Here is a 17,543-nt window from a genome sequence, read left to right on the forward strand (position 1 = left end):
CTTTAACGGTTACCAATTCAGAGTCTGTTCATGTCATTTTCCAAACTTGGACTGAGTGAAGCCCTGACACAAGCAGTGGCAGAACTCGGTTATCAAAAGCCAACCACCATTCAAACCAAAGCCATCCCGGTGATTTTGCAGGGGCAGGATTTGATCGCTGCGGCGCAAACCGGGACGGGTAAAACCGCCAGTTTCGTGCTGCCTATTCTGCACAAACTGCAAGGACGTGAAACGCAGCGTAAAAAACGCATTCGTGCCCTGATTTTGGTGCCGACTCGCGAGCTGGCGATTCAGGTGGCAGACAAAGTGGCGCAGTACGGTCAACACACCGGACTAACGACGCTGGCGATGTATGGTGGCGTGGAAGAGCAGGCTCAGAAACAGCGTCTGATTGAGGGAGTGGACGTGTTGGTGGCGACGCCGGGGCGTTTGCTGGACATGTACGGTCAGCGCGCCGTCTATTTCGAAGAAGTGGAAATGGTGGTGTTGGATGAAGCCGACCGCATGCTCGACATGGGCTTTATCGACTCGATCAACAAAATCATCGATCGCCTGCCTCGGGATGCGCAGTACCTGCTGTTCTCTGCCACGTTGTCGCACAAGGTGCGCGATCTGGCGAAAACTGCGGTGAACGACCCGTTTGAAATCAGTATTGCGGCGAATCAGGCATCAAAATCGAACATCGAGCAGTGGCTGATCACGGTCGATAAAGACAAGAAATCTGCGTTGTTGAGCCATCTGATCACCGAAAACAACTGGGATCAGGCGCTGATTTTCATCGAAACCAAACATGGCGCGGCAAAACTGGCGAGCCAGTTGGAAAAACGTGGCATTACAGCGGAAGCGTTCCACAGTGGTCGCAGTCAGGCGGTGCGCGTGCAACTGCTGGAAGATTTCAAAGCGGGCAAAATCAAGTACATGATCGCGACTGGCGTGGGCGCACGTGGTATCGACATTCACGAACTCTCTCGCGTAGTGAACTACGATTTACCATTCCCGGCGGATGAGTACGTGCATCGCATTGGCCGTACGGGCCGTGCCAACGCCAAAGGCGAGGCGATTTCGTTTGTCTCCAAAGACAACTTCAAAAACCTGTGCATGATTGAAAGCCGTCTGGGTCACTTGATTGAGCGTCGTGTGGTGGAAGGATTTGAACCGAAAAAACCAGTGCCAATCTCGATTCTGAACTACGTTCCGAAAAGCAAACGGATGCCGCAAGACTAATCTCCGCCAGCATTGCGCCGCTATCGGTGCAATGCTGGACGCTTGGCGCGATTGACTATTGACGATCGCGCGAACGGCTTCCTCTTTCTTCTTCATTTCACGATGTTACGACTGACAAGCGTGCACCTTCGGCTTGCGCCAGGTCAGCCCGACAATCAGCACACTCATGATGGCCACCCCAAACACCCAACTATGGCTCTGATTGGTGCCCCCGGCCAACATGGCTGCTACGCCCGCCATCGATTGTTGCAAGAAACCGCACAGGGCAATGCTGCGTGCGCCACTGTGCGCAGCATGGCTTGCGGCCAGCGACATGCTGTTGGGAAAAATCACCGCTTGACCCCAAATGATCACCAAGTACAGCGCGAGATAACCGCCCGTCAGGATGTGGGGTGGCAGCGTATCGCTCAGCAGCCACAGGCCCAACATCAACAGGGCACTCATTGCTATGCAATAGGCGCCGCGCCGCAACATCGGCTGGCTGCCGATTTGAGTCACGTGGCGCTTCACGTGCAGTGACCCCAGCAGGTAAACCAAGCCTATCGCCAAACCAAATACACCAAACCACTGGTTCGAAAGGTGCAGCGTTTCGGCAAAGACAAACGGGCTGGCTTGCTGCAACGTGACGATCGTAGCAAAGCCCAAGCCGCCTTGAACACAAGGCACGAGAAATCCCTTGTCTTGAAGAATGGTCAGGTAGTGGGTGCTGGCGTCAGGTGTGTGCTGGGGTTGCGCTGGCCCTTTGAGTGGGAAACGAGAGGTGGTCAGTAGCGCCAGCAGGGCAATCAACGCCAGCAGCAGAAAGCCGACGCGCCAGTCACTGTAGCGCGTGAGCATCGCCCCCACAAACTGCCCTAGGCCCAAGGCGGCGATAAAGGCCATCGACAACAACGAGAGTTTTTGCGCCAACACGTCACCGCTCCAGTAATCCCGAATCATGATTCGAGCAATGATTGCGGCTCCGCCAGCGGCTGCGCCTTGTATCACGCGTGCCAGCAATAACTGGGTCAGCGATTGAGCCATGTAGAGACTCAAGCAAGCACCCATAAACAGCAGCAACGCCAACGAGAGCGCGGGCTTGCGGCCGTATTTTTCGGCGGCATGGCCCCAGTAAATGACAGGAAGCGCCGCGCCGAACACAAACAATGAAATCGAGAGTTCAGCGCCGTAGCGGCTGATGTTGAGCTCGTTCGCCACCAAAGGTAGCGCGGGTAAGTACAAGGTGGTGGACATTTGCGCCATCAACACCAGTGAGCATGAGAGCAGCAGCAAACGAGTGCTAAGGGTTTTCATTGTTTCACCTCCGATGGCGTTAAAGTGCGATTCCTGTTTGATGCGATAGGAAAATAACAATCAACGCGATTGAAAATAGTCCCTAAGATCGGGGCGACGTGATTTCTGAATGGTTTGCGATACAAAACGAATCCTTATGATGAGATGACTCATGATGGAGAGGCGAATTTGTCGTTCCCCCGTGACAATCAGCTGTGCGGCTTATCTTGGTTTCATATCTTTATGAATCAGTGTTAATCTGGCAAACGATCATTCCTTACCTCTGATTAAGGCTGAGTTAATTGAAACGTCGACACCTGCCCCTGCAAGGATTGCTTTATTTCTATAAGTCTGCCGAATTGGGCAGTTTTAAATTGGCGGCTCAGGATTTATGTGTGTCTCCTGCGGCGGTGAGCCAGCAAATCCGCCAACTGGAAGCCACGCTCGACACGTCACTGTTTACGCGCAATCATCGCACTATCTGCCTGACGCCCAGCGGCGAAAACCTCTATCAAGAGGTCAAACTCGGCTTTCACCATTTGCAGGCGGGCGTGGATGCATTGACTGCGGATGAGCGCCCCAACCAGCTCTCCATCTCTGCGCCCAGCTCGTTCGCTCATCACTGGTTGATCCCTCGATTGCAGGCGTTTCGCGCTCAGTTTCCCGACATCAGCATACTGATCGAGCCCACCAATCGCCTCACTTCGCCCGACGACACCCGCGTGGATGTGTGCGTGAGATTCGGTTCAGGGCAGTATGCTGGTATGCATAGTGAATGGTTGATGGATGATGCGATTTATCCCGTCTGTCATCCTCATTATCAGCAGGAATTCGGCATTGAGACGCTGGCGGATTTGCAGAAAGCTGCGCTGATTGAAGATATTCATACCGACATGCGGTGGGAAACGTGGCTGAATGAGCATCACCAACCGGTGAAGCAGCCGACGCTCTTATTTGATGGTTCTCAGTTTGTGGTGGAAAGCGCCTTAGCGATGCAAGGGGTCGGCTTAATTAAACACAGTTTGGCGCAGCGATATATTCAAAACGGCACGCTGGTGCGAATTGATGTGCAGCAATCTCAGCCTCAAGCCGCTTATTTTATTTGTTTACCGGAAAAGAATTTACAGCGACCCAAAGTGCGCTGTTTTATTCAGTGGTTGAAGCAAGAAATTGCGGGCGATGCCATGCCATCAGCACGTGTCGCGCACCTTGACCAAGTCACCGCACTTGACTCTATGCCCGAACGGCATAAAATTAGCGTCGATTTATAAACAGCAAGTTGAAGAAAACGACCATGCAACCGCTTTACGCCTCGGATCAGCGAGTGACCCGAGTCAGCTCTGACAATTGTTTGCGATGAAACATTGGACAGAGCCAACGAAATAAACATTTCGACAAATTCATCGCTATGGTTTTGACTGATCTCTTTACGGAGAGATCACGTCATATCGATAGCGAGCGAAACAAGGGCTACGGATGAGGTTTCACCGTGGCCCTTGTTGTTTCTGCCGTTTGTCGGCAGCACGAGCGAACGGGGCCAGCCAGCCCGGTTCGCTTTTTTTATGCCTCGCATTTGAGGTCACTGATTTTTATAGATTGAGGAATGAAGACCATGTCTCAGAATATTTATGATAACGCTGCGTTTTTTGATGGTTATGCGCAGTTACCGCGCTCGCAGTATGGACTCGACGGCGCGCCAGAATGGGCATCGATTGAAGCGATGCTGCCGGATCTCACCGGAAAAAGCGTGGTGGATTTGGGTTGTGGCTACGGCTGGTTTTGCCGTGCGGCGACCGACAAAGGCGCAGCCAAAGTGCTGGGAATCGACTTGTCGCAAAAGATGCTGGATAAAGCGCACGCTATGACTTCGGATGCGCGCATTACTTATCAGCGTGGCGATCTGGAACACCTCGCGTTGGGTGATGCGCAGTTCGATCTCGTTTACAGCTCGCTGGCGCTGCACTATCTGCCCGATCTCAACCCCATATTCGCCACTGTATTTCAGGCGCTGAAACCCGGCGGTCAGTTGGTGTTTTCCATGGAGCACCCGATTTTCACCTGCGCGCCGCGTCAGGGGTGGCTCACCGATGCCGATGGCCAACGTTCGTGGGCTGTGAATCGCTATCAGGATGAAGGCCAGCGCGTGTCAAACTGGCTGGCTGAGGGCGTCATCAAATACCACCGTACACTGGGTTCGATTCTCAATGCGCTGATCGCAGCAGGCTTTGTGCTCGAACACATCGATGAGTGGGGACCAAGCGCCGAACAAATTGCCGCGATGCCTGCACTGGCGGAAGAGGCGGAACGTCCGATGCTGGTGCTGGTGTCGGCGCGCAAAGCGTAACTAAAAAGGCACACCGCTAGGCGGTGTGCCTGGAGAGATCCGCTGTACTGACTTCATGTTGTAGAGGCAGAGCTTGCATCTGCCTCTCATCGGCTATTGCGTGGCACGAAAACGCGTGGCGGTGAGACGCATCGGCGTGACGGGCATGCCGTAGAAATCAAATGCGTCACCCAGCACCTCACCGCCGAGTTGGCGCACGATGTTGACCGTGGTATCGCGCGCTTCAATCAAGATTTCCGGCGCCGTTGCGAGCAGCTCCGTCAGCGAGGTCAACGCCAGTGATTTTCCAATCCCCAAACCGCGAAACTGATGGTTCACGGCAAAGCGGCCCCAGTGCCAAGCGTCCCCTTCGCGCCAGGCGGCGACGGCGCCCAAAATGTACTCGCCCGAGCGAGCGACCCACCATTTCACATCGCTGTCCTTTGCAAATGGAATCAAGGCTGGCGGAATATTCTGCTCCTGCGCAAACACATCCATCACCAGCTGCTCGACTTCGGCACGATAAACCGGATTCAACGCCTCCACTTGTACGCGGGCTTGCTGATGGCGGGTGTTGTGGTGAAAGGCGCTCAGGCGCAGCGTACGCAGGCCATGGAGCACCGCCGTTTGTGCATCTTCAGCCAGCGAATCTATCACATCACCCAATGCGTGATTGGCGGCGTGATTGGCGCGCTGCAGGGTTTCGCTGCCCGCTGGTGTGAGTTGGTAGTATTTCTGGCGTTTGTCGTGTGGGTGCGGTATCGGCTGCACATCGCCATTTTCGACCAGTTTGTTGATGGTGCGACTGAGCGACGCTTTGTCGGCGTTGAGTTGAATACACAGTTCGGAAAACGGCGTTGCGCCGTTGTTGCTGAGGTAGGTCAGCAGGTGTGCCTGACTGAGCGACAGCCCCGAATTCCAGCAGTTTTTGTCCAATAATCCCAGTTCCCGCACTAGATAACGCAGTTCGCTGCGAATCTGTTCCACTGATGCCATAGGCCGTGCCCTTTTTATGTTGATCGTATCAACGAGATGATTTTGGGCAGCGTAACGAAACTTTGTTGATAGTGTCAACAATTTGCTTGAGTAAACCGACCATGTTGGCTTTCAACAGCATTGACCTTCAAGTTCACTTAAACTTTATAATGACTCATCGTCACCACAGGATGAAGACCATGAAGATTGGAGAGCTGGCTAAACGCACGGGCTTGGCCCCGTCGGCCATTCGATTTTATGAAAGTGCTGGATTGTTAAAAATGGTCCAGCGTCGTGCCAATGGGTATCGCAGCTATCCCGAAGAGGCAGTGCTGGCGCTGGAGCTGATCATGCTCGGTCAACAGGCGGGGTTCAGTCTGGAGGAAATCGGCGCGCTGTTGCCGTCGGATCTCACCCAGTGGCAGGGGGAGGTGCTGGTAGCACGGCTGCGCAGCAAAATAGCCGATATTGAGCAACTGCAGGCCAAACTTGCTGAAACCAAAGCGCATCTGCTGCGGATTGTCGAAGATATTGAATCGCGACCGGATGACGTGGATTGCGCGACCAATGCGCAGCGTGTGCTGTCGCGTTTGAAACAGGGGGAGGAGAGCGCTTAAGCGTGTTTCGTTGCGGTACAAAAAAGCCAACCCGAATGGTTGGCTCTCTCTCGGCAGAATGCGAAATTACTGCTGCGCCGCTTTCACGCGGATTTTGCTTTTTGCAACGCTTGTCATGTTCAGCGCATTGAGGGCTGTTTTGGCTTCTGCGTCGTCTGGCATTTCAACAAAGGCAAAACCTTTGGACTGGCCAGTTTCCTGGTCAAGAACCAGCGTGCACTCTTTGACGGTGCCGAAATCAGAAAACAGCTTGCGGATGTCCTGTTCAGTGGTTGAACGAGCGAGGTTGCGAACTAAAAGTTTCATAATGAACCTTAATCTAAAGAAACGCCGCTATTGTCGCAGTAAATCTGGCGATGACCAAGCGATTGTTTCGCTCGCTTGGTCAATTGTTCAGTGAATCAGCATGCGTCGTTTACGCGTCCAGCACTGCATCTAATGTGTCGATGAGATGCTGCACCTCGTCTGGGCTGGTGTTGTGCACCATCGAAAAACGCAGCACGCCTAATGCCGGGTCGATGTCCATGCCTTGCAGCAGGCGATAGGAGTAAAAGTGGCCCGCGCCGCACAAAATGCCCGCCTTGCCGAGTGTTTCTGCCAGTTCCAGTGGCACATGGCCGTCGACCGTGATCGATACCGTGGGCGCGCGGTTGTCCAGCGTGTCCGGGCCGACGATGCGAATGGCCGGATGCGCTTGCAAATAGGTCATCAACGGCGCTAGCAGGGCCAGTTCGGCCTCATGCAGCAGCGTGCGCACCGCTTGCGCTTTGTCGGCGTCACTGGCGTGGTCGGCATTGGGGAAATGATGCTGATACAGCGCCGAAAAATAATCGCCCACCCCTTTTGTGGCGGCCACTTGCGCGTGATCTGGACCGGCTGGATAAAGCACTTTTTCGCGCACACTGGCGTTAAAAAAGTGGCCTTGATTGCTGAGCTTTTCCGCCATCTCGGGTTGAATCACCATCACGCCCAAATGCGGGCCGTAAACTTTATACAACGAAAACAGATAGATATCGGTGCCCAGTGCGGGGACATCTGGCAGGCCATGACCGGCGAACGAGACACCGTCAACCACCGTGCGCACGCCGTGCTGATGTGCCAGCGCGCAAATCTCGGCCACCGGATTCACGTAACCTAATAGGTTTGAGCAGTGCGGAAAGGTCAGCAGTTTGGTGTTGGCGTTCAAGAGCGGTGTCAGAGCATCTAACTCCAGCATGCCTGTGGCACGGTTGACGGCCCATTCACGCACCACGATGCCGCGCTCGGCTAAGCGTCGCCACGCGCCGCTGTTGGCTTCGTGATCCTGATTGGTGACGATGATTTCATCGCCCGGTTGTAGCCAACCCATCACGGCGTTGGCCAGCACATAAGTGTTTTGTGAGGTGGATGGGCCAAAATAAATCTCGCTGGCGGAAACGCCCAGCCAAGGCGCAAGCGCCTGATAACTTTCATCCATCCATTGACCCGCTTTGCCCGACACCGCATTGGGGTAATAGGGCTGTACTTTCAGTTGATGAAAGTAGGTATCGAAGCGATCCAACACCTGGCGGCACAGGTACGAGCCGCCAGCATTTTCAAAAAAAGCCTGATCTTGAAGGGAAGGTTGCTCAAACGCAGGAAATTGTTGGCGAATAAAATCGAGGTCGAGTGTGCGCATGGTGGCTCCATTCCTTGGTAAACATGATGATGTCTATCATACGAACAATGCCATGCGTTCTTCTTGGCAATCTGCACTTGAAAAGGGCGGGTTAATGCGATAAACCAAGCATAAATAATGATATTAAGGACGATATCGTGCATTCCATTGCTTTAGACCGCCTCGATGTGCGCATTCTCGAAATGCTGCTCCAAGACAGCCGCATTCCCCGTTTAGAACTGGCTGACGCCGTGAATCTCTCCTCATCACAATGTTTTCGGCGCCTGAAACGGCTGGAACAGTCGGGAATTATTGAGCGTTATTCGGTGGTGCTCAACCCAGCCAAAGCGGGGTTTGATGTCAACGCGCTGGTGATGGTGCAATACAGCAAGTCGGAGCCGGATGCGCGCCAGAAGCTGCTGGCGTTGATTGAGCAAACGCCGATTATCCACGAATGTTATTCGATCACTGGCGAGCACGATTTTGCGCTCAAAGTGCGTTGCGCCAGCATGACGGCATTCAATCAACTGATTAACGAAACCTTTCAGACGCGCTGCATTTCCGGTATGCACTCGTACATGCTGCTCGATTGCTTTAAGAACACGCCAGCGCTGCCGTCGGCGCAGTGAGCGCAATAGAGCGTAAGACGACAGAGAGAATGAAGAAGCGTGCTCAGGTACTGAAAAAAGAAACCCCCTTGCGAACAAGGGGGAGAGCACGTTATTGATTGGCTTGCGCGACCACGTGGTTAGCGGCGCGACTTTGCGACTTTACAAAGTAGAGGCAACCGGCCAGTACGACGAGTGGTAGCAGTGGATCATAAATCGAGCCTGCGGTGCCAAAAATCAGGTTGAGTGTCATGATCAGCGTGCCGCCGATCGCCCATGCGATGGTGGTCGGAATGGTCCAAATCACCAATTGTTTACGCACTTCGGTGACACCCATCAAGCGGTTCACAATGTGGAACAGGCTGTCGTTGAAGTAACCGGCGAACAGGCTACCCATGGTCGCTGCAGATGCAGCAAACAGCATGTTCACTTCTTGAATTTCTGCCAACACGGGCGCGGAAATCGAGGCCGCGGTAATCATAGACACCGTGCCGCTGCCTTGAATGACGCGCACCAATGTTGCGATGATGAATGGAATCATGATCGGTGAGATCGACAGCGATGCAATTTGGTTAGCGATCTCCGCGCCTGCGCCGGATTCACGTAGCACGTTGCCAAGCGCACCGCCTGCACCAGTCACCAGCAGAATGATCCCGGAGGTTGAAATGCCTTCTTCAAGTTTTGCGGTGGTCTTCTCTTTGTCCAAATATGGCGTCAGGGTGTAGACCGCCAGCAGCGTGCTGATCGACAGCGCGATGACAGGGTGGCCCAAGAACTGAATGGCTTGACCGAGGAAGCTCGCGCTCAGCCCAGTTAATCCCAGTTGTTTTTCTGCCAGTTGCGTTAACGAATTAGCCAAAATCAGCAAGATCGGCACCGCAATCGGCATGATGGATTTGGTTAGCGATGGCAGTGCTTTAGACGACTTCGACGCCATGTAGTCGGCATGCACTTGTTTCAGATCGTCGGGTGCGTGGTTCAGCTGCATCGGCGCTGTGTATTCCGGAAAATGCTTTTCTAGCCAGCGCGCATACATCACGATGCCACAAACCGACGGTAGTGCGATGATCAAACCGAAGCCCAACATCGAAGCGATATCCACCCCAAAGATGCTGGCGACGCCGAGCGGGCCAGGTGTCGGCGGAATGCAGTGGTGTGCCACCACTAAACCACCAGCCAACGCGACTGTGAGGGTTAAAATGGAGCGCTGTGAAGTCTTCGCCAACGATTTGGCAATCGGGTATAAAATGATCAGCGCGCTGTCGACAAACACCGGAATGCTGACGATGTATCCGGTGATCGCCAACGCCAGTTCTTCTTTGCGTTTGCCAAGCCATTTAATGAAATGATAGGCAATGGATTCACCGGCGCCGGACGTTTCGAGAATCGCGCCCATCATCACGCCAAGGCCAATCACAATCCCGATGCCGCCCAAGGTGCCGCCAAAGCCTTTACTGATGGCCGCCATGGTGTCATTCACGCTCAATCCGCCGATTAAGCCAGCGATGCAGGCCGCTGCCAGCATGGCGATAAGAACGTGCACGCGTGTGCGAAGCACCAGAAAAATCAACACGAAGACGGCAATGATGAGGCCGATAACAGAGGTCGATAACATTTACGCGCCCTCCATTTCAACAACTGGGTGTGTGCTGATGTAGCGTGCCAATACCGCATTGAAATCTGCATCGGCTCGAAAGCCTAGACTGAGTTCGTGCGTGTTATCAATGGCTTGTGGCCAGCTTGCGACGATCGCTTCAATGGCGCGGTCTTTCGTCACGCTCACCAATTGGGTGCGTGCTGGATCGATACGTTCGGCCATCGCTGCGAGCATGATGCGCGGCGTGACCTTGATGCCCGGCAGATTGAACGTTCGGTAACCCTGAATGGCGCTACGCTCAAGCTGGCTGGCGTGAATGATGTTCTCAATCACGGTCTCGGGGCTTGAGATCCACAAGCCCAAATCCAGATCGACCGGGCAGTTCGAGGGTTGGCCTTTCAAGGGTTCACGAATGATGCCGCTGACAAATGATGACGCTGCTTGATTGGGCACGCCAGGGCGAATGCAGATTGTCGGCAGGCGCACGCTGATCGCATCGACCAGATGTTTGCGGCCGTAGTCGTTGACCAGCAACTCGCCCATCGCTTTTTGTGTGCCGTAGGAGGAGCTGGGCTGCGTGGCCGTCATGGGGGTGACGACGTCAGGCAATTGCCCACCAAACACCGCCAGTGAACTTGAAAAAACGAAACGGATGGCGGGATTGACGCGGCGGCACTGCTCCAATAACAGTTGCGTGGCCGTGAGGTTGACTTTGATCCCCAAGTCGAAATCTTGTTCGGCATGGCTGGAGACGATCGCCGCCAGATGGAACACATGGGTGGTGGTCGGGGCAATCAGCGTCTCGATTTGTTGTGGATCAGTGATGTCAGCCACGATCGCTTTCACGCGTGAGTCTTGCGTCACGGCGCTGTTTGGCGCGACGCGATCCACAACGGTCAGGGATTCAATGGTGTCGGCATGATGGTGCAGTAGGGTTTGAGCCAGCATGGCGCCGAGAAATCCGGCGCCACCGGTAATTACGATGTTCATACGCATGTCCTTGTCGTCTTTTATTTTATTATTGTTATTGAGCGTTACAGATAAGGTTTGACCCAGGCCAAGCCCTGCTCTGTGGTGGTTTTTGGTTTGTATTCGCACCCAATCCAGCCGTCGTAACCGGAATCGTCCAGTACATCGAACAGGTACGGATAGTTGATTTCGCCGTCGCTGGGTTCATTGCGGTGCGGCACAGACGCGATTTGAATGTGGCCGGTAAACGGCGCTAAATCGCGGATCAGTACATCCAGATCGCCATCCATGATCTGCGCGTGGTACAGGTCCAGTTGCAGTTTCACGTTCGGACGGTCGACCATCTGAATCAGTTCTACCGCGCGGCGCTGGTGGGCGACGAAGTAGTTCGGTACATCGCGGGTGTTGAGTGGTTCAATCAGCACATCAATCCCATGTTCGGCGAACGTATCCGCGGCATAACGGATGTTGGCGATAAAGGTGTCGATGTGTTGTTGCATGCTGTAGGCCGGATCGATGATGCCCGACATGGCGTGCACTTTTTTGCAGTTCAGTGCTTTGGCATACATCAGCGCGGTGGCCACGCTCTGTTTGAACGCTTGCTCGCGTCCCGGCAGGGCAGCAAAGCCTTTTTCGCCCGCATCCCAGTCGCCCGGAGGCATGTTGAACAGCGCTTGCTCAAAGCCGTACTGTGTCAGTTTTTCCGCCAGCACATGTGGTTCGAACGCATACGGAAACAGAAATTCGATCGCCTTAAAGCCGGCGCGGTGCGCTTGTTCAAAGCGCTCTAAAAATGGCACTTCGGTGAACAGCATGGTGAGGTTTGCAGCAAATTTGGCCATTATTTTCCTCTCCCTTTCAGGTCGTCCACTTCCGCTTCGGTCAGGTAGCGAATGGGGTGATTGTTCAGTAAAAACATCAGTTTGGCGGTCTCTTCCAGCTCTTCGGCGTTATCGACCGCATCTTCCATGTCAGTGCCGGTAATCACCGGGCCATGGTTTGCCAGCAAGAACGCGCGGTAATCGGCGGCGCGCTTGCCCAGCTCTTCAGCAATGCGCGGTTCCCCCGGACGCAGATACGGAATCACCGGTAACTGGCCGATACGCATCACGTAGTACGGCGTAAACGGGCGAATGGCGTTTTTTGCGTCGAGGTGGTCGAGGCACGACAGCGCGGTCAGATACGTCGAATGCAGGTGCACAATCGCGTTGCATTTCGGGTTGTTGCGGTAAATCGCCAGATGGAACGCAATCTCTTTTGACGCGCGTTTGCCGGAGATCTGATTACCGTCGATATCCACCACTGAGAGTTCATCGGCGACCAAGCGGCCGAAAGATGAGCCAGTCGGGGTGGCAAGAAAATGGCCGTTCGGCAGTTTGAGCGACAGATTTCCTGCGCCGCCGGTGGCGTAACCGCGTTCGAACATCGAACGTGCCAGGCTGACCATCTGTGCTCTGAGTTGTTGTTCTGTCATAGATAAAAATCCTGCGCTTTTTCGAAGAACCGTTCATCGCCGAAGTTGCCTGACTTCAGCGCCAGCGACAGTGAACCGTCGATGGATTTGACCCAAGGCACGCCCGGGGCGATTTGCGGTCCGATGTGAAAACCTGTGACGCCAAGGCTCTGGGTCACGGTGCCGGATGTTTCACCGCCCGCGATGATAAAGTTCTGCACGCCAAACTCCTGCAACTGGTGCGCAAGCTGGCTGAAAAACTGCTCCACCGCTTCGCTTGATGCCGCCGCGCCGTATTGCGCTTGAATGGCTTTGAGTTGCTCGGCGTCAGCGGTGGCGTACACCATCGGTGCGTAGTCGCCATCCAGCTGTTGGGTCACCCAGTCAAACACACGCTGCACGTACTGCTGATCGCGCAAACATGCTTCAACATCGACAGCAAAATGCGGTGCCAGTGTTTGATAACGGGCCACTTGTTGATTGGTCATCAGCGAGCAGGAGCCAGACAGCACCACACTGCGCGCACGCTGCGGCAGGCCTGCTGATTTGGCTTCGCTTTGGTCCGCCAGTGTGTCGGCCCAGTTTTGTGCGATACCCGCGGCGAGACCTGACCCGCCGGTCATGAGTTTGAGCGATTTGGCTGCCTGACCCAGTGTGACCAGATGAGCGCTGTTCACCGCATCGACTACTGCGTAGCGTTTACCTTCACGTTGCAGCTCGGCAAAGCGGGCAACCACGGCCTCTGCGCCTTGCTCAATCACCTGATAGTTCACTAGGCCACAGTCACCTTGCGATTGACGATTCATCAAACGCACGACGCTCGAATCGGTCATCGGTGTCACCGGGTGATGACGCATGCCGGATTCGTTCAGCGGTTCACCCAGCACAAACAGGTGGCCGTTGAACACGGTGCGCCCGTTCACCGGCAGTGCCGGACAGACGATCGTGAAGGGTTCATTCAGTTCGGTCAGCAGGGCATCGGTCACCGGCCCAATGTTGCCTTGTTCGGTACTGTCGAATGTCGAGCAGTATTTGAAGTAAAACTGCTGGCCACCCTGCGCCTGTAACCAGCGCAGCGCAGCCAATGACTGGCTGACGGCTTGGTCGGCCGGGCATGAGCGTGATTTGAGACTGATGACGACCGCATCGGCGTCCACTTGCGTGTCGCTTGCTGGCACGCCATTGAGCTGCACCGTGCGCATGCCGTTTTCCACCAAAAAGCCTGCAATGTCGGTTGCGCCGGTAAAATCGTCGGCAATGACTCCTAGCAACATGATTATTTCTCCCCGCCAGGTAGCTCGATGCCGTCAAAAATCTTGATCACGGCGCTGTCATCTTCTTGACCAAACCCGGCGTTGCTGGCGGAGGTAAACATGTTGAGCGCCGTGCTTGCCAGTGGTAGTGGGAATTTCAGATCCTGCGCCGTATCGGCGACCAGATTGAGGTCTTTGACAAAGATGTCGACCATGGATTTTGGCGAGTAGTCGCCATCCACCACGTGTTTCATGCGGTTCTCAAACATCCAGGAGTTGCCTGCTGCGTTGGTGACCACGTCGTACATCAGATCGAGAGGAATGTTGGCGCGCGCGGCCAGTGCCATCGCTTCGGCGCCTGCGGCAATGTGCACGCCCGCGAGCAACTGGTGAATGATTTTCACCGTGGCGCCAAGGCCGATATCGGTGCCGATGTTGTAAACTTTGCCCGCGGTGGCATCCAATACCGGTGCCAGTTTTGCGAAAGCTTGCGCGCTGCCAGACGCCATGATGGTCATCTCGCCCGCTTCCGCTTTGACTGCGCCGCCAGACACCGGCGCGTCGAGCATGAGCAGGTTATGTGCCTTAAGGCCGGCTTCAATCGCTTTGGCATCTTGCGCGGAAATGGTCGCCGACACCATCACAGCGGTGCCCGGCTTGAGGTTCGCGGCCAGACCTGAATCGAACAGTACCGATTTCACCTGCTTGGCGTTGATCACCAGCAGCAGGACCGCGTCGAGTTGGCTGGCAAATTGGTTTGCATCGCTCGCGACTGCTTTCGCGCCGTAGTTGCCTAGCGTTTCCAGTGCTTGCGGGTTGAGGTCCACGCCGTACACATCGAGTCCGGCGCGCACACAAGATTTCGCGGCGCCCATGCCCATCGACCCCAATCCGATCACTGCAACCGACTTAACTGGTTGATTATCCATACACTTCTCTCGCTCTACGTCTGTGTTGAAATGTTAATTTGTGTTCTTTGTTGTGATTATATGTGAATTTCAGGCGAGTTTCCTGTGTTGTGACTCACAAAATTTACCATTCACTAACAACAAGGTGAAAACTAGCCCTCGATTCACGGTTGAAATGCGCACTTTATCGCCAAGTGAGACTTGGTTTTCACAAGAGTTAACACAACTTCACACATTGCTGGTGGGCTGGTAAGATGGACACTCTTCTTACCCACGGCTCAGTCTTTATGATTCCAGCAGAACGTCACAAAACCATCCTCTCACTGCTGTCACAGCAGGAAGTTATCAGCATCAATGAATTGGTTGAGCAACTCGATGTGTCGCATATGACCATTCGTCGCGATATCGCCAAACTCGAAAAATTGGGCAAGGTGCTGTCGGTGTCGGGCGGGGTGCAACTCACCAAAGTGTTGCATCAGGAGCCATCTCACGATGCCAAAGCCACGCAACATGCCAGCGAAAAAGCCGCGATTGGCCACATCGCCAGTCAACTGGTGCCAAGTCATTCGACGGTGTATCTCGATGCGGGCACCACCACGCTGGAAATTGCCCATCAACTCGCGCCGCGTGATGATCTGTTGTTTATCACCAACGATTTTGTGATTGCGGCGTATCTCACGCATCACAGCCTCAGCGACCTCTATCACACCGGCGGGCGCGTGGATCGCGAGAATCAGTCAAGCGTTGGCAGTAAGGTGTCGGACTTTTTGGCGGGGATGAATGTGGATGTGGCGTTTGTGTCGACTTCATCGTGGAACCTGCGCGGCATCTCCACGCCGAGTGAACCGAAAGTGATCGTCAAAAAAGCGGTCGCGGCAGCGGCGCAAAAGGTGATTCTGGTTTCCGACTCATCCAAATACGGCAAAGTGGCGACGTTTCACGCCCTCGATATTCAGAGCTTTGACGCAGTGATCACCGATGCGTCTTTCCCGACTAGTGTGCGTCAAGAGCTGGAAGAGAAAGGCATTCAAGTGCTGATGGAGACGTCGGCGGTCAGCGTGACAGCGCTGGGAGAAGCCACCGTCTGAGGCCGGGTTCACATAAGTGACAATCCATAGCCAGCGCTTGTTGCTGGCGTTGTTGTTTCTGCATCGCGCTAGACGCGCGGCATAACCCATTGCTGTCATGGATAGAACGTCAGAATTGAAGTGATTTTATTGATATGTCACGAAATAAGGTTAACTTTAGTAAGAGTTTTGCTGATTTTTTATGCAGCGTTGTGCCACTTGTTTAACCACGCGCTGCGGCCACGCAAGGGAGTGAGCATGTTATTTCGTAAAACCAATTCTCAAACCAAAGATAACAATCATCAAATCATTCATGCACTGCAGGCGGAGCTGTCGAGCATTGCCAACTCCTGTGCGACGATCTATTTCACTCCCGACGGGGAAGTGGTTGATGCCAGCCCGCTCTTTTTGAGCACCATGGGTTACACCCTTGATGAGATCAAAGGTCAGCATCACCGTCTGTTTTGTCCGCCTGAATTGGTCGACAAACCGCAATATCGTCAGTTTTGGACCGATTTAGCCAAGGGCAAACCGCAGCGAGGCACTTTTTTGCGCCGGGACAAACAGGGCAAGGATGTGTGGTTGGAAGCGACCTACATTCCGATTGAGCAGGATGGCCGCGTGGTGCGGGTGATGAAAATCGCCAATGACATCACCCAAAACTTTGAAGAGTCGGTGGACGACAAAGCATTGTTGCAGGCGATTCATCGCTCCAATGCGGTGATTGAATTTACCGTCGATGGCCGGGTGATTGATGCCAATGATAACTTTGTCCACACGCTGGGCTACAACGAGTTGAGAGAAATTAAAGGCCAGCATCATGAGATCTTCTGTCCGCCGGAATTTTATCAACAGAACCCGACCTTTTGGCGCGATCTCGCGAGTGGTCAGGTGAAAAATGGCTTGTTTCGCCGTGTGAGTCGCAATGGCGATAGCGTGTGGATCGAAGCGACCTACAATCCGGTATTTGATCACCGCGGGAAAGTGATCAAAGTCACCAAGATCGCGTGCGATATTACGGAACGCATGGAGCGCCAATTGGCGATCCAGAAAGCGGCGGAAGTGGCGCACAGTACGTCGGTGGAAACGGCTCAAGTCTCGGAACGCGGCGCCAATATTTTGCAGCAGAACCTCAACAATTCAGAAAAAATCTCCTCAGACATTCGCCGTTCGTCGGGGCTGGTGGACGATCTCAATACCCAATCGGAAGAGATCGCCAAGATTGTCACCACGATCAAATCCATTGCCGATCAAACCAACTTATTGGCGCTGAACGCGGCGATCGAAGCTGCGCGGGCAGGGGATCATGGCCGTGGGTTTGCGGTGGTGGCGGATGAAGTGCGTACACTGGCCTCACGCACCACGCGTTCAACGGAAGAGATCAATACCATGGTCGATCGCAACAACCAGTTGGTGGGTAATGTGCGCAGCAGCATGGTCGAAGTGACCGAACAAGCGACACGCAATGCCGACTTGATTGCCGAAGCGTCTGAGATCATTCACGAGATTCTCAAAGGGGCGGATTACGTGTCGCACGTGGTGGGCGATTTGGTCAACAGTTCGCACCGCTGACGATTTTTCAGTATCCATCGCCCAGCGAGGCAGTTAGAGTAAAGCAGAGGGCGGGTCACCGATCCGCCC

The 17,543-nt window shown here is 54.2% G+C and carries 17 protein-coding genes; 7 read left to right on the forward strand and 10 right to left on the reverse strand.

Annotated elements, in window-relative coordinates; all coding sequences use genetic code 11:
• Positions 1-30: 30 nt before the first annotated feature.
• Positions 31-1,224, forward strand: coding sequence for a DEAD/DEAH box helicase (locus tag VFA_RS13570; RefSeq protein WP_004727413.1), 1,194 nt, complete (start codon positions 31-33; stop codon positions 1,222-1,224).
• Positions 1,225-1,329: 105 nt separating this feature from the next.
• Here the strand turns inward: VFA_RS13570 and VFA_RS13575 are convergent, their stop codons facing one another.
• Complete coding sequence (locus tag VFA_RS13575; protein ID WP_004727414.1) at positions 1,330-2,517, reverse strand: MFS transporter; 1,188 nt, start codon at positions 2,515-2,517, stop codon at positions 1,330-1,332.
• Between the two features lie 281 nt (positions 2,518-2,798).
• On the opposite strand from VFA_RS13575, the gene VFA_RS13580 reads away from it, so the two are divergent.
• Both VFA_RS13580 and VFA_RS13585 read left to right on the forward strand, forming a co-directional pair.
• Positions 2,799-3,767 carry a LysR substrate-binding domain-containing protein gene (locus VFA_RS13580; RefSeq protein ID WP_038151799.1) on the forward strand — a complete coding sequence of 323 codons (969 nt, stop codon included), beginning with the start codon at positions 2,799-2,801 and terminating at the stop codon, positions 3,765-3,767.
• A 341-nt stretch (positions 3,768-4,108) separates the two neighbouring features.
• Positions 4,109-4,840, forward strand: coding sequence for a class I SAM-dependent methyltransferase (locus tag VFA_RS13585; protein ID WP_004727416.1), 732 nt, complete (start codon positions 4,109-4,111; stop codon positions 4,838-4,840).
• A gap of 93 nt (positions 4,841-4,933) precedes the next feature.
• Here VFA_RS13585 and VFA_RS13590 read toward each other — a convergent pair whose 3' ends face one another.
• Complete coding sequence (locus VFA_RS13590; RefSeq protein WP_004727417.1) at positions 4,934-5,815, reverse strand: GNAT family N-acetyltransferase; 882 nt, start codon at positions 5,813-5,815, stop codon at positions 4,934-4,936.
• A gap of 179 nt (positions 5,816-5,994) precedes the next feature.
• Between VFA_RS13590 and VFA_RS13595 the strand changes: the two genes are divergently transcribed.
• Positions 5,995-6,411 carry a MerR family transcriptional regulator gene (locus VFA_RS13595; RefSeq protein WP_038151802.1) on the forward strand — a complete coding sequence of 139 codons (417 nt, stop codon included), beginning with the start codon at positions 5,995-5,997 and terminating at the stop codon, positions 6,409-6,411.
• A gap of 66 nt (positions 6,412-6,477) precedes the next feature.
• On the opposite strand, the gene VFA_RS13600 is transcribed toward VFA_RS13595, so the two are convergent.
• Both VFA_RS13600 and VFA_RS13605 read right to left on the reverse strand, forming a co-directional pair.
• Positions 6,478-6,717 (reverse strand): RNA recognition motif domain-containing protein, encoded by a 240-nt coding sequence (locus VFA_RS13600; protein ID WP_004727419.1) that lies wholly within the window; start codon positions 6,715-6,717, stop codon positions 6,478-6,480.
• Between the two features lie 109 nt (positions 6,718-6,826).
• Positions 6,827-8,068: an aminotransferase class V-fold PLP-dependent enzyme gene (locus VFA_RS13605; RefSeq protein WP_004727420.1), complete on the reverse strand. Its 1,242-nt coding sequence runs from the start codon at positions 8,066-8,068 to the stop codon at positions 6,827-6,829.
• A gap of 137 nt (positions 8,069-8,205) precedes the next feature.
• On the opposite strand from VFA_RS13605, the gene VFA_RS13610 reads away from it, so the two are divergent.
• The gene (locus VFA_RS13610; protein ID WP_004727421.1) at positions 8,206-8,676 is read left to right on the forward strand and encodes an Lrp/AsnC family transcriptional regulator; all 471 of its coding nucleotides are present in this window, start codon (positions 8,206-8,208) and stop codon (positions 8,674-8,676) included.
• A 91-nt stretch (positions 8,677-8,767) separates the two neighbouring features.
• Here VFA_RS13610 and VFA_RS13615 read toward each other — a convergent pair whose 3' ends face one another.
• The 6 genes from VFA_RS13615 to ltnD are packed head-to-tail and all read right to left on the reverse strand — an operon-like array spanning position 8,768 to position 14,856.
• Positions 8,768-10,270, reverse strand: a complete 1,503-nt coding sequence (locus VFA_RS13615) for a GntP family permease (RefSeq protein ID WP_004727422.1) — start codon at positions 10,268-10,270, stop codon at positions 8,768-8,770.
• A complete protein-coding gene (denD, locus tag VFA_RS13620; protein WP_004727423.1) occupies positions 10,271-11,242 on the reverse strand; it encodes a D-erythronate dehydrogenase in 972 nt (323 codons plus the stop codon).
• Between the two features lie 44 nt (positions 11,243-11,286).
• Positions 11,287-12,063: a 2-oxo-tetronate isomerase gene (gene otnI / locus VFA_RS13625; RefSeq protein ID WP_004727424.1), complete on the reverse strand. Its 777-nt coding sequence runs from the start codon at positions 12,061-12,063 to the stop codon at positions 11,287-11,289.
• On the reverse strand, positions 12,063-12,695 hold the full coding sequence (otnC, locus tag VFA_RS13630; protein ID WP_004727425.1) for a 3-oxo-tetronate 4-phosphate decarboxylase: 633 nt from the start codon (positions 12,693-12,695) through the stop codon (positions 12,063-12,065). Before otnC ends, otnI begins: the two co-directional genes overlap by 1 nt.
• Complete coding sequence (gene otnK, locus VFA_RS13635) at positions 12,692-13,948, reverse strand: 3-oxo-tetronate kinase (protein WP_004727426.1); 1,257 nt, start codon at positions 13,946-13,948, stop codon at positions 12,692-12,694. The genes otnC and otnK overlap by 4 nt, the downstream gene beginning before the upstream one ends.
• 2 nt (positions 13,949-13,950) lie before the next feature.
• On the reverse strand, positions 13,951-14,856 hold the full coding sequence (ltnD, locus tag VFA_RS13640; protein ID WP_004727427.1) for an L-threonate dehydrogenase: 906 nt from the start codon (positions 14,854-14,856) through the stop codon (positions 13,951-13,953).
• A gap of 266 nt (positions 14,857-15,122) precedes the next feature.
• Between ltnD and VFA_RS13645 the strand changes: the two genes are divergently transcribed.
• Entirely contained in the window at positions 15,123-15,923 is an 801-nt protein-coding gene (locus tag VFA_RS13645) for a DeoR/GlpR family DNA-binding transcription regulator (RefSeq protein WP_004727428.1), read from the forward strand.
• Between the two features lie 237 nt (positions 15,924-16,160).
• On the forward strand, positions 16,161-17,474 hold the full coding sequence (locus tag VFA_RS13650; protein WP_004727429.1) for a methyl-accepting chemotaxis protein: 1,314 nt from the start codon (positions 16,161-16,163) through the stop codon (positions 17,472-17,474).
• Positions 17,475-17,543 lie beyond the last annotated feature (69 nt).

Origin of the sequence: Vibrio furnissii CIP 102972, from assembly GCF_000176175.1 — a bacterium.
In the GTDB taxonomy this organism is placed as follows: Bacteria; Pseudomonadota; Gammaproteobacteria; order Enterobacterales; family Vibrionaceae; genus Vibrio; species Vibrio furnissii.

What these genes read in the sequence shown, in the direction of transcription:
- VFA_RS13590 (WP_004727417.1), bottom strand. Translation starts at nt 5,815, where the DNA reads ATGGCATCAGTGGAACAGATTCGCAGCGAACTGCGTTATCTAGTGCGG.
- VFA_RS13645 (WP_004727428.1), top strand. Translation starts at nt 15,123, where the DNA reads ATGATTCCAGCAGAACGTCACAAAACCATCCTCTCACTGCTGTCACAG.
- otnK (WP_004727426.1), bottom strand. Translation starts at nt 13,948, where the DNA reads ATGTTGCTAGGAGTCATTGCCGACGATTTTACCGGCGCAACCGACATT.
- ltnD (WP_004727427.1), bottom strand. Translation starts at nt 14,856, where the DNA reads ATGGATAATCAACCAGTTAAGTCGGTTGCAGTGATCGGATTGGGGTCG.
- otnC (WP_004727425.1), bottom strand. Translation starts at nt 12,695, where the DNA reads ATGACAGAACAACAACTCAGAGCACAGATGGTCAGCCTGGCACGTTCG.
- VFA_RS13595 (WP_038151802.1), top strand. Translation starts at nt 5,995, where the DNA reads ATGAAGATTGGAGAGCTGGCTAAACGCACGGGCTTGGCCCCGTCGGCC.
- denD (WP_004727423.1), bottom strand. Translation starts at nt 11,242, where the DNA reads ATGAACATCGTAATTACCGGTGGCGCCGGATTTCTCGGCGCCATGCTG.
- VFA_RS13615 (WP_004727422.1), bottom strand. Translation starts at nt 10,270, where the DNA reads ATGTTATCGACCTCTGTTATCGGCCTCATCATTGCCGTCTTCGTGTTG.
- VFA_RS13650 (WP_004727429.1), top strand. Translation starts at nt 16,161, where the DNA reads ATGTTATTTCGTAAAACCAATTCTCAAACCAAAGATAACAATCATCAA.
- VFA_RS13575 (WP_004727414.1), bottom strand. Translation starts at nt 2,517, where the DNA reads ATGAAAACCCTTAGCACTCGTTTGCTGCTGCTCTCATGCTCACTGGTG.
- VFA_RS13605 (WP_004727420.1), bottom strand. Translation starts at nt 8,068, where the DNA reads ATGCGCACACTCGACCTCGATTTTATTCGCCAACAATTTCCTGCGTTT.
- VFA_RS13585 (WP_004727416.1), top strand. Translation starts at nt 4,109, where the DNA reads ATGTCTCAGAATATTTATGATAACGCTGCGTTTTTTGATGGTTATGCG.
- VFA_RS13600 (WP_004727419.1), bottom strand. Translation starts at nt 6,717, where the DNA reads ATGAAACTTTTAGTTCGCAACCTCGCTCGTTCAACCACTGAACAGGAC.
- VFA_RS13570 (WP_004727413.1), top strand. Translation starts at nt 31, where the DNA reads ATGTCATTTTCCAAACTTGGACTGAGTGAAGCCCTGACACAAGCAGTG.
- otnI (WP_004727424.1), bottom strand. Translation starts at nt 12,063, where the DNA reads ATGGCCAAATTTGCTGCAAACCTCACCATGCTGTTCACCGAAGTGCCA.